This is a genomic window from Treponema lecithinolyticum ATCC 700332, from assembly GCA_000468055.1.
GTDB lineage: Bacteria > Spirochaetota > Spirochaetia > Treponematales > Treponemataceae > Treponema_C > Treponema_C lecithinolyticum.
In genome coordinates, this window is record KI260564.1 from 198,868 (window position 1) to 214,535 (window position 15,668).

Genomic DNA, 15,668 nt, shown 5'->3' on the forward strand with positions numbered 1-15,668 from the left:
TTGCATTCCTCACGTTTTCCTAATAATATGCAGCGGTTTTTCTTTTCCCGCTCGGGCAGCCGGTAAAACGGAAACCGCCGCCGATAAAAAAAGTGTTCCTGCGGAAATTAAAAACAACTCAAAAAGGGGAATAACGACCGGTATGGTTTGCAAATAGTATTCCGCAGACAAAACACTTATCGGTGCATACGTATATTCCCTATGTATAAGATACCACATTTTTGCAATAAGGTTAACCGCATTTTCAATAAAATGCAGAATTTCGTTACATTTTATGCCGCACAGCATACCTGCCGGCACTCCGATAAGCGTTCCTGCAGCGCCGCACAAAAGTCCGGTTAATAAAAAAGCGGTACTTATTCCCGAAGCCGAAGCTCCCATACTTTTTAATATGGCAATTTCTTTTTTGCGCTCCATAACAACCATAACCAGAGCCGACGATATATTAACCGAAGCGATAAGCAAAATTAAAAACATAATCAATATTAAAAGCACTTTTGTGGAAGCATAATTTTCGTACTGAGATGAGTTTATGTCGCTCCAGCGGTACACTCTAAAACCTGCCGGCAAAAAAGAAGAAACGGCGCGGTAGGTACCGGTAAGAAGATCGGAAAACGGAAAGGCGGTTTCAATTCCGACAGTCACGGAAGATGAAGAAGAATCTAAAAAATCATAGCCTGTTTCAAAGGGCACAAAAACCCACAGTGCATCTATTTCTTCGTAGCCGGAAGAAACGATACCGGAAACTTTGCAATTCAACAATTTCGGCGCTATTCTACCGCCGGCTAAAGTTTTTGCGCCGATTAAACGCAGCGTATCGCCTACGTGCAAGTTTAATTTTTCTGCCATTTTTTTTCCGATAACGGCGCTTTTAGACGAGGGAAAAGCAGCTTGCCCGTCCAGCAATTCAACATATGATTTAAACGCATTGTTGCGCTCAAAGATATCCGTATCAACCGCACGCACGGCAGCACCGCTCCTGCCGGATTTTCCAGCAGCCAAAGCAACTCCGCGTTTTTCCAAAAAAGCTCCCGTAACGCCTTCAAGCGTTTGAATGCGCGTCTGCAGCGTTTTAAGAGTTTGCAGTGTTTTTTCTTTGCTTGCTCCCGCTGTGCCGGCACTTTGCACTACTTGTATGTGATAACTTGAAAGCCCCACCATGCGTCCCATAATACCGTCTATCATACCGTCGGCGACAACCAAAACAACGATAAGCGGCACTAAGCTTAAAGCAACTCCGAACACCGCACCGAAAAGGCTTTTGCGTCCGTTCGACGCGCTGCGCGGGTCGGGCTTTATAATACGCAAAGCGTACAAAAGCGAAGACTTAAACGTCATAAGTAAGCCTGCTTTGCTTTATGCGGCAGCACCGGTCGGCGCGCTCGGCTAAAGATACATCGTGCGTAACCATTACCAGTGTTTTTTTGTATTTTTCAACCATAGAAAAAAGAAGATCACCGACTAAGCGCGCATTTTCCGGATCTAAATTTCCGGTAGGCTCATCAGCCAATACCAAACGCGGGCTGCGCACTAAAGCACGGGCTACTGCCGTTCTTTGACGCTCGCCGCCTGAAAGCTGCGAGGGTAAATGGTACATTCTTTTTTCCAAACCGACATCGCTGAGCAGCTGCCGGGCACGGCAAGCGGCTTCTTTTTTGGGAACGCCGTTCATATATAAAGGTAAAAAAACGTTTTCCAGCGCGCTAAAATCTTTAAGCAAATAGTGAAACTGAAATATAAATCCTAAAAAATTTGAACGGTATTCGGTTAATTCATTTTCGCCGAGCGTGTTCACTTCATAGTTTCCGACGCGCACGCTCCCCTTGGTAGCATTGTCCAGACCGCCGATAATATTGAGCAGCGTGCTTTTTCCGCTTCCGCTTTCGCCCAAAATAACCACTTTACTTCCTTCGGCTACATCCATAGACAAATCTTCCAAAACGGTTAAACGTTCTCCTGTGCCCGCATAGGTTTTTTCCAAACCGCGTATACATATCAAATTACCGCCGTTTTGTTCGGTTTGTTTATCGTTTTGTACATCATTCATAACGCAGCACCTCCGCTACCGACAGTTTCAATATATGTGTGCTTGCGGCATAAGAAGCAGCCAGCGCGGCTAAAACACCGAACAAGGTTATTGCAGCAGTTTCCGGAAAAAACATGCGGGCAGGAATTTGCGCATAAAACATAAACATAGGATTTTCCGTTACATAGTATAATTGCTCACTGTTAAAAAGCAGCGCTTGAGCATACTGCACATAGTACAGCGCTTTGGAAATAAGCCAAAACACCGTATCCGTACGCACGCTGATAAGCATTCCTAAAAGCAAACCGGGAACCGCTCCTCCCAAGCCGATAAACAATCCTTGCATAAGAAAAATCGCTTGCACCAAAGCGTGAGGAGCGCCCAAAGCGGATAATACGGCAATTTCTTCGCGGCGCTCAAAAACCATACGGCGCATACTGTTAAAAATATTCACGCCGACTACTACAAAAATAAGAAAAACAAGCAGCATTAATACGTTTTTTTCGATTTTGAGCGCTCCGAAAAAAGAGCGGTTGTAAGTACGCCAAGTTTCGCCGGCAATATTCGGTAGTTGACTGTGTAAAACCGATAAAAAACGGCTGTCGTGAGAAAGCTTTTTTAACTTTATACCGTACACACTTTGTTCGCTTTCGCCGAGTAAGCGTTTACCCACGGCGGAAGAAAAAAAGACAAAACTGCCGTTTATTTCGGAATAAGAACAAGAAAAAATTCCGGATACGGTAAATACGCGATCCGCCGAAAGCAGTTCTACATCCGAAGAGCCGGAAAGAGCTAAAAGGTGGATACTGTCGCCGACGGTTAATCCCAGTGAACGCGCCAAAGCGCTTCCGACGACGGCTTTGTCGGAGCTTATATCAAAGCTGCCCGATACGATGTGCACTTGCGAAGCAAAACCGCTGTCATTTTGCATACTGTTTTCGGGAATAAAGCGGATTAAAGCAGCTTCTTGGCGTCCGTTTTTTCCTACGGTAAGCGCTTGGGCTTCCGTAAAGGGCATAAACGAGCGAACCAAAGGGTTTGCACTTAAAAAAGAGGTTAAACGTTTGCTTTCTTCTTGATTTTTCGCCTTCGCGCGCACATGAAACGAATGGATTTCCAATATGCTTTCGATATAACCCATTTGAAAACCGTTCATTACCGCCATAACGACGATTAAAGTCATAACGCCGAAAGCTATTCCCAAAGAAGAAAGAAAAGCCGTTAGCGCACCGCGGCTTTGGGCGTCTATGCGCGCAAAACGGCGAGAAATAAATAAAATCCATGCGGTTTTATTTGCGGTATTCACAAAGACGCTCCCTGTTTGTTTTGTGCAAAAGATCGCTCTCTTTTTTTAACGCCGTTTTCGTACACAGTTTCCGACACCGCAGTACCGTCACGGTATACGGAAATGATTTGTATGTCTCCTGGAAAAAAAAGCGTTTCTTCCCAATCGTCGGCGGAACGGTACACGCTTTGTTTTATTTTTTCTCCGTTTCGGTAATAAAAAACGTCGGCTTTTTTACTGCCTTTTTTGTAGCGGTATTCCGTTTTTTCGGTACGCGTAACTGAATCAAAAAATTCCATAAACCGTTCACTTAACCTGCCGGTACTGTCATAACTGAGCGTTTCGGAAAACACTAAGCGTTTTTTTTCACCGTTATTTTGAGTGTCGCTATTTTTGCCGTCCGCTTCGGCTGCATTTTTTTCGTATACTTCACGCTTAATTAAATTACCTTTTTCGTTATAGCTTTCGCCCGTTATACGCGAAGCAGCTTTGTCCTGTGTTTCGCTATAGGACGGAAAAGGACTGTCATTTTGATACGTGTATGTGGTGAGTAAAACGGGCTCGCTTTCCCCTTTTTTCCATACTGTTTTTTGCACAAGGCGTTTTAAAGCGTCCGTTTTTTTTTGAACAAGCATGTCGTCGGAATAACGCAAAGATCCGCTAAATGAGGGCGAAAGCAAAAGCGTTTCTCCGTCTTCGCTGTAGCTTCGCAAAGCGCCGGAAACGCTGTGTTTAATTTGTCCTTGCGCCGCGCATAAACCGAGCGCATACATAGTTATATACGGTACAAAAAAACAAACGATACACACACGCTTCATTACTATTCGCCTATAAAATCCGCAGCATAGCGCTCGGGATTAAAGGGTGCAATGTCGGCATAGTTTTCTCCGAATCCTACAAAAGATACCGGAATGCCCAATTCCCGTCCTATCGAAAAAACCGCGCCGCCTTTTGCCGTAGAATCGTATTTTGTTAAAAAAAGCGCGTCTATGCCGACCGCTTCGTGAAACACTTCCGCTTGACGGAATGCGTTTTGTCCGGTTGTACAATCGAGCACCAGTATTTTTTTATATGCTCCTTGACTTGCTTTTGAAGACGCTACGCGGTCTATTTTTTGCAGTTCGCGCACAAGGTTTTCTTTGTTGTGCAGCCTGCCTGCGGTATCCGCCAAAACGATTCCCCCGCCCTTTGCCGCGGCGGCTTCACAGGCGTCGAACACTACCGCAGACGGATCTGCTCCGTGCGAGTGACAAACAACGCGTACTCCCAGTTTTTCTCCGTGATAGCACAATTGCTCTATTGCAGCTGCACGAAAAGTATCGGCAGCAGCCATAATTACATTATACTTTCCGGTATTTTTATAAAACGACGCCAGTTTTGCCGCCGCCGTCGTTTTTCCAGCCCCGTTTACGCCCAAAAGCATATACACATTTACTTCAGCCGGATCGGGTTTCAAAGCAGCCGATTTTACCGATTCAAGCAAAAGCGAACGCAGCTGATCACGTATAGCTTTGTAATCGGTTAATTTACGTTCTTTACATCGCTTTTCAAGTTCTTCAACCGTTTCAAAAGCAGTTTTTGCTCCCACATCGCCTTCAACCAAAGTGTCGGATAAAAGTTCAAAAAAGTCGCTGTCTATATGCTTTTGTGCACCGAATAAATTCTTTATTTTTGAAGCAAAAGAAGAATAGCCCATACATTCCCGTCATTTTTTGTGTTTTATCGGCAGTTTTTGTTCGGGCAGCACTGCATTTACCGAATGAAGATAGATACCCAACTGCACTAAAAAATTTACGCCTAAGCCTATTGAAACTCCGGCGGCGGCATAGCGTGCAACGTTCCACTTTTGCAAATCATCCGCCGTATTGTTTCCCCTTGCCCATGAATTGTATTCGTCTACATATTTCCCCAATAAAATAAACGAAGCAGGCAAAGACACAATTAAAGCTGCGTACGAATTGTACATAATTTTTCGTTTTTTTTCAATGCCGCTTCCTATATCGCTTAAAACCGCCGAGTTAACGGAATACTCCGCTATGTTTGCACCGGCATTTCCGGCAGCGCTTTCGGCAGTTTTTGCACCGGCAACAGTGTCGGTACCGGCGCTTGATGCCGAACCTAAGTTTGCACCGGCAACAGTGTCGGCACCGGTGCTTGATACTGAACCTAAGTTTGCACCGGCGCTCGATGCCGATGATGCCGAACTTGCATTTGTGCCGGCACTGCCGCCCCTTTCAAAACTTAGATTTGATTGCCGGCGTTTAGGTTCACTCAATAAAAAACGCTTGGCGTTGCCGTTTTCATCTGCTAATTCTGCTAAAACGGGTAAACCGTTTACCGTAAACAAGTTTGCATCTTTTTCGTCAGGCAGCGCTTTTAATCCGTACAAATACAGCGAAAAAAGCGAAGCGCTATCAAAATATATTTTTACCGGTATCGCTTCTTTCCTTTTTAAACGGATACGTATGCGGAACGTATCGGAACCGGAAAAATTATAGTCGGCAGCAACTGCTTGATACCCTTCGGCTTCTGCGTATATGTGGCGGATACCGCCGGTTAATACGGCGCTTAGGTTTTGCTCAGGAGTTTGCCCGTCTGCCTCACTGTGCTGCCGGTTAAAATACAGTTGGTTGCCGTCTACGCGTATAAGTGCCGTTTGCGCCGCTTGTGCAGGTTGAATATCGAAATCGATACGCACTTGCCGTTCGTTTTTTAAAACGGGAAGCAGTTTTTCGGCAAGCTTTTCGGCAAGCTTTTCAAAATTATCTACGCTTTCGATTTCACACACTTGTGCAGCTTGATATGCGAACGGATACAGCGTTAAAACGGCACAAGCATACACATAAGATCCGGTGCGTCGAAGCGTGCCGCTTATAAGCGCTTGAATATCCTGCGGCTCTTGTAAGCCGAAGCCGTTTTCGCTTACTTCGTAGAGACTGTCCGAAGAATTTTTCCACAGTACAATGCGTTCGGGAACCGAAACAAAGCCTGAAGCAATTTTATCGTTTTCTTCTTTTATGCTTTTTTCTATTTTTGCATTAATGGCGCTTATCTCTTTTTCTTTTGCACCAATATTTGCTTTTAGTTTTTTTTCATCCGTAAAAACGAAAACGGCTTGGTCACGCAAAGCGACGGCTTTTTTTAAATCTTCGTACAAACTGCGCCGTTTTACCGCAAATTCTTTTTTTTCCCGGCGGCAAAGCTCGTCTTCAGGAACGGTACGTATACCGGCATCCGCAATTTTTTCCAAAATGAGGCGTGGAAGCGCGACAGCTGCCGCTTGTTCTGCAGTTACAGCAGTAGAAGAAGATGTTTGGTTTTGCAGCGTTTCCGTTTTAAAAGCGCATGCGGCTACAGTCCAATCGAGCGCAGTTAAAAAAGCCGACTGAACCAGCAAAGCGCACAAAATCAGTACGCTTTTTTTCACTCATCGGCCTCCGCTTCAAGCGGCAAACCTTTCCACTTTGCCGCAAGATAGGCTTCGATAAACGGGTCAAGTTCGCCGTCCATAACGGCTTGAATATTACCCGTCTCATGCCGGGTGCGTAAATCTTTTACCATCGTATACGGCTGGAATACATACGAGCGTATTTGACTGCCCCATGCAATATCTTTTTTTTCTTGCGCGAATTTTGCGTTTTCTTTTTCTTTTTCCTGTTTGTAGTATTCGTACAAGCGCGCTTTAAGCATGCTCATGGCAGTTGCCCGGTTCATCGTTTGACTTCGCTCGGTTTGGCAAGCAACCACAATACCGGTCGGCAAGTGCGTAAAGCGAACAGCCGAATCGGTTTTATTGACATGCTGACCGCCCGCCCCGCCGGAACGATAAGTATCTACACGCAAATCTTCAGGCTTAATTTCGACTTCTATGCTGTCGTCGAGCACAGGGAACACGTATACCGAAGAAAACGAAGTATGCCGGCGCGCATTTGAATCAAAGGGGCTGATACGCACCAGCCGATGCACTCCTGCTTCCGACTTTAGATAACCGTATACGTAATCGCCTGAAATTTGCAGCGTAACCGATTTTAAACCGCCTTCGGCTTCCAGCATATCGACCGTTTCAATTTTATAACCGCGGCGTTCCGCCCAACGGGTATACATACGGCACAGCATTTGCGCCCAATCGCAGGCTTCGGTGCCGCCGGCGCCGGAATGTATGCTTAAAAAAGCGCTGTTTTTATCGACTTCATCCGACAATAAATTCAATATGCTGTATTTTTCGTAATTTTCTTTCGCTTTGTTAAAAGTTTGACTTATTTCGTCTTCCAAACCGTCGTCCGCCGATTCTGCTGCCAGTTCGTATAAAGTTTCAAGATCTTCGCAAGTTTTTACCAAATCGCGCCACGGTTCTATTTTATTTTTAAGCAGTTTTATTTCCTGCAAAACTTTTTCCGCTTTTGCCGGATCAGACCAAAAATCGGCAGCGAGGGTTAGTTCTTCTTTTGAAGCAATACGTTTTTCAACCGCTTCGTGGTCAAAGACGCCCCCAAACATCGAGAATATCCGCTTTTAACGAAGCGATGGGCATTTTAAAATCTTCAAGCATAGCGTGTTCCTTTTTCTTTTATCTTTGTGCCGGCGGACGCAGCATACAGCGGCGCCACCTTTTTTTATTTAATTCCGTAATCGCCATAAAACCGTTTACGGGATATTGATATATGCGTACCCTATCGTAATAATCGGTAACTTTGTCTATGTCTTTTTTTAAAGTATGCAGCCTTTTTTCGGTTACAGCCGTATGTTCCCAGCACGCCCGCTGTATTTTTACAAAACCGTACTGCGAAAGCACCGATACGATTGCACGGGAAGACTCCAAGCCGCCCGGATCCAAAACGACGGAAACAAACATATATTACAGCATAATTGAAAGCACACATCTTGTCAAACCGTTTATTTTAAAGCATTATATATGTATGAAACGTTATGCACTTTTGTGCGCGTGCGCTTGCATGTATGCAGCTGTTGCGGCACAAAGCAAACCGATAGTATTGCATATAACGGCATCCGCATTGGAAACGGACGGCGAAATCAGCGTCCGCTGGCAAATGGATAAACAAAGCACACAATCGGTTAGCCGGCTGCTTGTATTTAGAAGCACTGACGGCATTATTAAAACGATTGACGAAAACGCCGTGCCGCACGCGGTTTTGTCTGCCGGCAGCACGGAATACCGCGATAAAGTATCCGACACGTCAAGTACGTATTACTATGCAGTTATTGCAGAGCAAAGCGACGGAAGCGCATACAATATAGTCATCCCTTCGGTAAACGCAACTTTAACAGGAGTAACGCTTGCTTTATCGGCACAGCCGCTTACGACAAACGATGAAAAAGAACTTTTTGCCGAACCATCCCCGGTTCCCGTTAAAACTCCCGTAACGCTAAGAAAACGCCCGCTTCCCCGCCTTAATATATTGCCGAATATTGTGCCGGAACAAAACGCATATCCAAAAAGCGGCGAAATACAATCAAACTACAACGCTTATGATATAAACACCGATGAAAACATTAAAGCCGATATTTTAGAACAAGAAAAAAACGATGAGCTTTTAAGCGGCGACGATTACACGCTTTTTGCAATTATAAACGAACGTTTTACCCCAAAAGACTGGGAAAATGCCGAAAAAGACTTACGCCGCTTTTTGCACATAAACCGAAGCGAAGAAGTAAATGCGCGTGCTTTTTTTTATTTAGGGCAAGCACTGTATTTTAACGGTAAATACCGCCAAGCGCTCGAATGCTTTCAAAATTCGCAGCGTTTTTTTCCCGTTCTTTCAAAAAAATGGAGCGAGCGCGCCCTCGACCGCTACCGAACGGAATAAAGAGCGTGCAAACGGCTCTCTAGCGAATAGATTGAATTAAATCGTATAAAAGCGATTTTCGTTTTTCAACTTTCGGCGGAGAAGCTTCTTGAGCATTTTTTTTTCGCGACTTTTTAGACTTTGCCGTTTCTTCGGTTTGCGTATCCTGCGTTTGCGCAGCGCCGCTTTTTACAAGCGGAAGCAATTCATCGTCGATTGCAAGCAAATCGTAAAATCCTGTTTGTTTAAAATCGCCTTGCGAAATATCTTCGCCTATAGCGCTCAGCGTTACCGTTCCGAGCGCTTTTTTTTCGTCGTATTTTAATCCGATCCCCGTATCGGCTATTTTAAGATCGCCTTTTTTATACACGGAAAAACTTTGTCCCATCAGCGCACCGTCTTTAGTACCGAAATCGATTAACACGGTTGTACCTCTGCGTTTAATAACCCTTGCTTTTTGAGGCATAAGAGTACGCACATCGTCGCGGATTTTTTGTAAAACCGATGCTAAACGGTCGTTTCCGGTGCGGTACACATCCAACGACAAAGCTTTATTGCCGGTAAAAGCGGAGTATATGTCCATACGCACGGTGATATCTCGCTCGCCTTCAAGCACATCGATGAGCGCAAAAAAATCGTATGAGCGTGAGCGGGCATCTTTAAACGCTTGCGCATAACCGCTTACGCTTTGCCCGGCGGTAATTGCACGCACCGTTTGTTCCGAGTTAAAAATGTCGCCAAGTATGCCCGCCACTACAGGAAATACGTGCTGATGATGTACCGACAGCGTATCTGCCGGATAGTACAACCCCATAGTCCAACGGGTTTTATCCAAATAAAACGGTTCTATATCCCATTTAACCGGCAAACTGTTTTGCAGCAAAGACGTATAGGATTCAATCGTATCGTCGATGCGCGCATTCGATTTATCCTGATCGTGTAAAAAGTTAAGCTGAGAAAGGTAAGATTCGTTTAAGCCGTCGTTTCGCAAAATATCGGCAAGGGCAACTCGCGCCGTTACATCGACAGGGTTAAGACGCAGAGCACGCTGATATTCGTATAAAGCTTGCACTGCCATAAATTTTTCCATATAAACGCCGGCTTTTTCCAAATGATAGGAAGCCCATTTTGCACGCCGTTTATCTTCCACTTCCGTTGAAGCGAATACCAGCAGTTCAAATGCGGCGCGCATTATTTCGTCTTGAGGGTCTACGGTTAAACCGGTATTCCACGCCGTTAATGCGTTTTCGGTTTGTCCGAGCATTTCAAAAGCAAGACCCTTAACGTACCACGCCGAAGATTGATTTCTGTTTTTGGAAATACGGTAGTCGCAAATATCTATTGTTTCCGTGTAGCGCTTTTGTGCATACAAAATATCGGCAAGCAATTTGTACGCCGTATCGTAATTGCCGTCTAAAAGAATTGCTGTGCGCACGTATGTTTCCGCATCGGATAAATTATTTGCTTGAGCCGCCAAATAACCGGCAAAATAATGTACTTGCGCATTGCCGCTGTGAGCTTTAAGCGCTTGAAGAATATAAGAGTGCGCTTTATCCCGTTTACCTTGCCGTTCGGCAAGCAAAGCTAAAGATAACAGCGCTTTTTTATTGCCCGTTTGGCGTTTAAGCGCATCCGCATAATATTGCTCGGCAGCCGAAAATTTACCGTCAAAAATATCGAGCTGCGCCAAACCGAAGCGCGCTTGTATATCGTTTGGAAACGAAACGAGCACTTGTGAAAACAGTTTACGCGCTTCATCTATTTTTTCTGCTCCGATAAGGGCAAATCCTTTTAAATTTAAAACATCGGTACGGTTTTTTATATATTTTGCTGCAGTATCGGCATATTGCACCGCCAAATCGTATTGTTCAAGTTCATACGCACACTGAGCAAGCGCAAACCATGCTTCCCCGTAGGATTGATTTACGCTTACCGCTTGCTGGTATTGTTCGAGTGCGGCATACCAATCGCCCCTGTTTTGATACTCTTTTCCCCTTGCATATAAATCGAGCGCGGAAGTTTTACTTGCCGTTTGCGCACCGGCATTTTGTATACCGACGGAAAGCATAAAAAAAAATGCCGCAAAAACAACGCATAGGTATTTTTGTTTCATAACCGGATTTTCCCCCACCGCTTTGCACACGTTTATTCGCCCTCATCGGCTGCGTTTTGTGTATGCTTAATAATCTTTATTTGATTTACCCGATGCCCTTCCATATCCTGCACAATAAAGTCGTAACCGTTCCACGACGCTTTTTCGTACTTTACAGGGATTTTACCGAGTAAATCAAATACAAAACCGCCCAAAGTATCGAATTGCTCGTTGGGAAAATGTGAATGTACCGTTTCATTTAAATCGTCAAGGTTTAAGCGCGCATCGCACAACCACACGTTTTCTCCCAACTGCAAAATATCTTCACGCTCGTTATCGAATTCGTCTTGGATATCGCCTACTATTTCTTCGATAATATCTTCCATACATACAATGCCCGATATTCCGCCGTATTCATCAATCGCAACCGCTATGTGCACGTGCCGCCTTTTAAACTCGCGCAGCAAACTGTCGATACGTTTTGATTCAGGTACAAAAAAAGCTTTACGGATAATTCTTTGCAAATCGGCAGCTTCTTTTTTTGCAAATGCCGTTATAAGGTCTTTAACGTATAAAACGCCGACTACATTGTCTATGGAATCTTCATAAACGGGAAAGCGGGAGTGTCCGCTTTCGGCTATTTTTTCTAAAAGCTCATCTTGAGGAGTTGACAGCGATAAAAAATCGACGTCTATGCGCGGGATCATCACTTCTTTTACAGAGGTTTCAGCAAGCTCTTCTATACCGCGTATCATATCGCGCTTTTCTTCGCTTAAGATATCTTGCCGCTCTTGGGTTAAGTGTCCTGGGTAAGGGTCTTCTTCGTTTTTCTTTTTAAAAATTCCGGTTAAAAAACTCATTTACTTTTCCTCTATTATAACATAGGAGGCGAATTCATTCAATAAGCGTTCTTGCAAGCTTAGCATTTCACACTGCACGGCGTCTCCTATACGGTTTTCTCCGTGATCCATACCTTCTAAATGAAGAATACCATGAATTAACAAGCGTTTCAATTCTTCGTTTTGTGAAACGGCAAAATCGGCGGCATTTTGGGCTAAAAATTCCAAACTGATCACTATATCGCCTGCCGCATAGCGGACTTTTCCGTTTTCGTCGGTATATTCGCTGTATTCGCCGCCTTGCTCAAAGCTTAACACATCGGTCGGGGCATCCACAGCGCGGAACTGCCGGTTTAAATTGCGGATATATTCGTTTGAACAAAAAAGTACGGAAAGCTCCCAATTATCATGGGAACGTTTTTTCAGTACACACTCTAAAAAATCCTGCGCGCGCGAAAGCCATGCGGGAAGTTCAATACCTTCGGCGGCAAACAGCAGTTTATTTTCCATTTGTGCTTGCATTTGTATTTGCACTTGCCGCGCCGGCAAAATTTTTTGTTTCCGATTGTTTTTCACGGGTATTTTCCGCATCGGCTTCAGGGTCTCGCTGGTTCGGGTATTCTATGCGCGAATGGTAATAGCCTGCCAAAATGTTTACAAAAGCGTTTTTTATTTTATCCAAATCGCTGAACGTAAGATCGGCTTTATCCAATTGACCGCTTTCGTATTTTCCCATTACCAGTTGACGGATAAATTTTTCAAGGCGCGGAACCGACGGATTTTCCAATGTGCGGCTTGCAGCTTCTACGGTATCGGCAAGCATAACAACCGCAGCTTCCTTTGAAGCAGGCGGTGTTCCGGTATACGAAAATTCTTCTTCGGAAACGTTCGGATCGGCTTTTTTAGCTTCATTGTAAAAATAAACTATTAAACCGTTTCCATGGTGCTGGGCAATAATATCGATTACTTGTTGCGGAAAACGCATTTGCACTGCCCGCTCCACGCCTTTTTTTACGTGGTTGCGTATAACGGATACGGACAAGCGCGGGTTAATGTCGTTGTGTTTGTTGCCCTTTGTTTGGTTTTCTATAAAATATTCGGGCTGTTCAAGCTTACCTATATCGTGGTAGTACGCTCCAACGCGGGCAAGTAAACCGTTTGCACCGATAGTACTGCACGCATTTTCGGCAAGGGTTGCCACCAGCATGGAGTGATTGTATGTTCCCGGAGCTGCAAGCAGCATGCGGTGCATAAGCGGATTGTTTAAGTCCGATAAATCCATCAAGCGGAATACCGAAGCGGTATTAAGCAGCACTTCAAGCGGCGTTAAAAAACCCAAAGCTAAAATGCCGGACAAAAATCCGTTAAAGGCAACAGCTGCTCCGTTTAAAAGAGAAAAAGACAAAGAGTTTGCATAAATGATTTCCAAAGTAAACAAAAATACCCAATTAAGCAAAGCAAGCAAAACAGAAGCGAACACCAAGCTTATGCGTTTATCGAGTTTGCGCACAATACGCGCAGATGCCACAGCCGAACTGAGCACAAACAGCGCTGAGGGCGTATGTGCCGACGAACCGTACAGCACTGCAAAAAACAGCAAAAACGAAAAATACACGGCAACTCGTTCGCTGAACAGCATAGCCGTCAGCATAACGACAAACGAAGCCGGTAAAATAATGGGCAAAGTAAAAGGTGTTGAAAAAACCGGCAATTTTCTTCCGAACACAGCGACCGCATACACAAGCACAAACATAATCGCAAGCGTAACCGCTTCTTTTAATTCAAGGGGACGTTTAAGGAAAAAGGACGAGAACAGCAAAAACATCAGCACGCTTAAAAGCATAAAAAACAGCATTGCATTGCCGACGGCTCTCAAGTCCACATACGCGGGCGTTTCAGCCATTTTTTTTAATTTATCGTAACGCTCTTGCGTAATGGGAAAACCTTTTTTAATGATTTCTTCGCCTTTTACGATTGTAAACGGATTTAATTCCGTAGGCAAAAGCGTTTTTTGGGCAATAATCGTTCTATCCGCTATTTGGTCCACTTGGTATTCCGCTAGAGGAAAAGAAAACAGCGTTTCTCCGGTTGCCGCATCAAAAAATGAAACGGTAAGCACTGATGCAAAAGTAAGCACAAAAACTATAAAAAAAGCGTATTTTATGCGTAAGTATGCAAACGCTTTAGCAAAAAAGCTATCCGTTTGTCCGTTGGTATTATTCATGTTCTTCATAAGCCTGTACTATTTTTTTAACCAGCTCATTGCGCACCACATCCGAAGAATTCATATATACGATTTTAATACCGTCGATATTTTTTAAAATGTGTACGGCATTTTTTAAACCGGATTCAGTGCGCTTGGGCAAGTCTGTTTGCGTGATATCGCCGGTAATAAATACCTTTGATCCGTCCCCCATACGGGTTAAAAACATTTTCATTTGCCGGCAATTCGTATTTTGCGCTTCATCCAAAATAACGACGCTGTCGGAGAGCGTTCTCCCGCGCATATAGGCAAGCGGCGCTATTTCTATAACACCGTTTTCAATCATTTTACGTACCGTTTCTTTGGAAACAAAGGTTTCCATAGCGTCATATAAAGGACGCAAATACGGATTTATTTTTTGCTCCAAATCGCCGGGTAAATACCCTAAATTTTCGCCGGCTTCGACCACGGGACGGGTTAAGATAATCTTTGATTTTTTGTGCGAAAAAAGCAAATTAAGCGCTTCGGCAACCATAATATACGTTTTACCCGAACCGGCAGGTCCTATGCAAAACACCATATCGCACGAGCGCATAGCTTGTACCAATTCAGCTTGATTTTTGCTTTTGGGATACAATTTGCGCTGTGCTCCGGGAATGCTGATACTTGTTTTTGAAAATAAGTCGTGCAGTTCACGCTCGGAAAGATTATTTTTCGGCGGCGGAACGTTCAAAATGGAATACACCATGTGATCGTCAGCTTCGCTGCCGTTTTCCACTTCGTCTACAATGCGGTCTATAATGTATTTAAAACGCTCGTGAATACCCGGATCGGTTTCGGAAACGGAAAGTTCGTTGCCTCTGGTAAATACCGGTACACCCAAATGGCGCTCAATGAGGCGTAAATTACAATCATTTGTGCCGCACAAACGTGAAAGCACATCCGTGTCGGGCACGACAATGGTAAACGCTGATTCCACTGACGTATATACTACTCATAATCGCTCCTATACGTCAAGTGCGAATCAGTACGTTTTTTTATGCTTACTGCCTCATGTGTTTATCAATTAAACGGAGCTAAAGCTCAACAAAGTTCCCGTTCCCTGCATATTTATACATCTTCCAGTTTTTTACGTTTTTTGCATTATCGAAGGCTGTTTTCAGTTCCCCCGGAGAAGTAAAATCCTTATGATTGCCTTCGCTAACGCCTGATAGTTCGATGTAAAGCTCACACTTTGCATTCTGGCTTACAGTGCGCTGCGGTAAATCGGTAAAGATTTTTATAAACGCATCAGCGGTAAGCTGATTGTGCTTGCATTCCAGCCTTCGCAAAGCATTTGAGCCCTGTACGTTAAGAACGGCAAGCTGATTGCCGTCGCATTCCAGAGTTTGCAAAGCACTTAAGCCCTGTACGTTAAGT

14 protein-coding genes and 1 pseudogene are annotated in these 15,668 nt (G+C 44.3%); 1 reads left to right on the forward strand and 14 read right to left on the reverse strand.

Annotation, left to right across the window (positions count from 1 at the left end):
- Positions 1 to 9: 9 nt before the first annotated feature.
- The 8 genes from HMPREF9193_RS05465 to HMPREF9193_RS05500 form a co-directional block, all read right to left on the reverse strand.
- Entirely contained in the window at positions 10 to 1,338 is a 1,329-nt protein-coding gene (locus HMPREF9193_RS05465; protein WP_021687087.1) for an ABC transporter permease, read from the reverse strand.
- Positions 1,328 to 2,047 carry an ABC transporter ATP-binding protein gene (locus HMPREF9193_RS05470; RefSeq protein WP_021687088.1) on the reverse strand — a complete coding sequence of 240 codons (720 nt, stop codon included), beginning with the start codon at positions 2,045 to 2,047 and terminating at the stop codon, positions 1,328 to 1,330. The genes HMPREF9193_RS05465 and HMPREF9193_RS05470 overlap by 11 nt, the downstream gene beginning before the upstream one ends.
- Positions 2,040 to 3,332: an ABC transporter permease gene (locus HMPREF9193_RS05475; protein WP_021687089.1), complete on the reverse strand. Its 1,293-nt coding sequence runs from the start codon at positions 3,330 to 3,332 to the stop codon at positions 2,040 to 2,042. Before HMPREF9193_RS05475 ends, HMPREF9193_RS05470 begins: the two co-directional genes overlap by 8 nt.
- Positions 3,329 to 4,129 (reverse strand): hypothetical protein, encoded by an 801-nt coding sequence (locus HMPREF9193_RS05480; protein ID WP_040847635.1) that lies wholly within the window; start codon positions 4,127 to 4,129, stop codon positions 3,329 to 3,331. Before HMPREF9193_RS05480 ends, HMPREF9193_RS05475 begins: the two co-directional genes overlap by 4 nt.
- A 2-nt stretch (positions 4,130 to 4,131) precedes the next feature.
- The gene (gene ftsY, locus HMPREF9193_RS05485) at positions 4,132 to 5,007 is read right to left on the reverse strand and encodes a signal recognition particle-docking protein FtsY (protein WP_021687091.1); all 876 of its coding nucleotides are present in this window, start codon (positions 5,005 to 5,007) and stop codon (positions 4,132 to 4,134) included.
- A 9-nt stretch (positions 5,008 to 5,016) separates the two neighbouring features.
- Positions 5,017 to 6,738, reverse strand: coding sequence for a DUF8525 domain-containing protein (locus tag HMPREF9193_RS05490; protein WP_021687092.1), 1,722 nt, complete (start codon positions 6,736 to 6,738; stop codon positions 5,017 to 5,019).
- Positions 6,735 to 7,860, reverse strand: a protein-coding gene (prfB, locus tag HMPREF9193_RS05495) for a peptide chain release factor 2 (RefSeq protein WP_156882461.1) whose coding sequence is annotated in 2 segments (ribosomal slippage) — positions 6,735 to 7,790 and positions 7,792 to 7,860 — 1,125 coding nt in all. Because the reading frame shifts where the segments join, the coding sequence is not laid out codon by codon here. The genes HMPREF9193_RS05490 and prfB overlap by 4 nt, the downstream gene beginning before the upstream one ends.
- An 18-nt stretch (positions 7,861 to 7,878) precedes the next feature.
- On the reverse strand, positions 7,879 to 8,163 hold the full coding sequence (locus HMPREF9193_RS05500; RefSeq protein WP_021687094.1) for a hypothetical protein: 285 nt from the start codon (positions 8,161 to 8,163) through the stop codon (positions 7,879 to 7,881).
- Positions 8,164 to 8,227: 64 nt separating this feature from the next.
- Here HMPREF9193_RS05500 and HMPREF9193_RS05505 point away from each other — a divergent pair, with 64 nt between their 5' ends.
- Positions 8,228 to 9,136, forward strand: a complete 909-nt coding sequence (locus HMPREF9193_RS05505; RefSeq protein WP_040847637.1) for a tetratricopeptide repeat protein — start codon at positions 8,228 to 8,230, stop codon at positions 9,134 to 9,136.
- A 19-nt stretch (positions 9,137 to 9,155) separates the two neighbouring features.
- On the opposite strand, the gene HMPREF9193_RS05510 is transcribed toward HMPREF9193_RS05505, so the two are convergent.
- The 6 genes and pseudogenes from HMPREF9193_RS05510 to HMPREF9193_RS05535 form a co-directional block, all read right to left on the reverse strand.
- The gene (locus tag HMPREF9193_RS05510) at positions 9,156 to 11,228 is read right to left on the reverse strand and encodes a tetratricopeptide repeat protein (RefSeq protein WP_156882462.1); all 2,073 of its coding nucleotides are present in this window, start codon (positions 11,226 to 11,228) and stop codon (positions 9,156 to 9,158) included.
- Between the two features lie 32 nt (positions 11,229 to 11,260).
- The gene (locus HMPREF9193_RS05515) at positions 11,261 to 12,067 is read right to left on the reverse strand and encodes a hemolysin family protein (protein ID WP_021687097.1); all 807 of its coding nucleotides are present in this window, start codon (positions 12,065 to 12,067) and stop codon (positions 11,261 to 11,263) included.
- Positions 12,068 to 12,556, reverse strand: a complete 489-nt coding sequence (gene ybeY / locus HMPREF9193_RS05520) for an rRNA maturation RNase YbeY (protein ID WP_040847746.1) — start codon at positions 12,554 to 12,556, stop codon at positions 12,068 to 12,070.
- The gene (locus HMPREF9193_RS05525; protein ID WP_021687099.1) at positions 12,546 to 14,279 is read right to left on the reverse strand and encodes an HD family phosphohydrolase; all 1,734 of its coding nucleotides are present in this window, start codon (positions 14,277 to 14,279) and stop codon (positions 12,546 to 12,548) included. Before HMPREF9193_RS05525 ends, ybeY begins: the two co-directional genes overlap by 11 nt.
- Positions 14,263 to 15,228 carry a PhoH family protein gene (locus HMPREF9193_RS05530; protein WP_021687100.1) on the reverse strand — a complete coding sequence of 322 codons (966 nt, stop codon included), beginning with the start codon at positions 15,226 to 15,228 and terminating at the stop codon, positions 14,263 to 14,265. The genes HMPREF9193_RS05525 and HMPREF9193_RS05530 overlap by 17 nt, the downstream gene beginning before the upstream one ends.
- A 97-nt stretch (positions 15,229 to 15,325) precedes the next feature.
- A pseudogene (locus tag HMPREF9193_RS05535) lies at positions 15,326 to 15,668 on the reverse strand (leucine-rich repeat domain-containing protein); the annotation flags it as partial.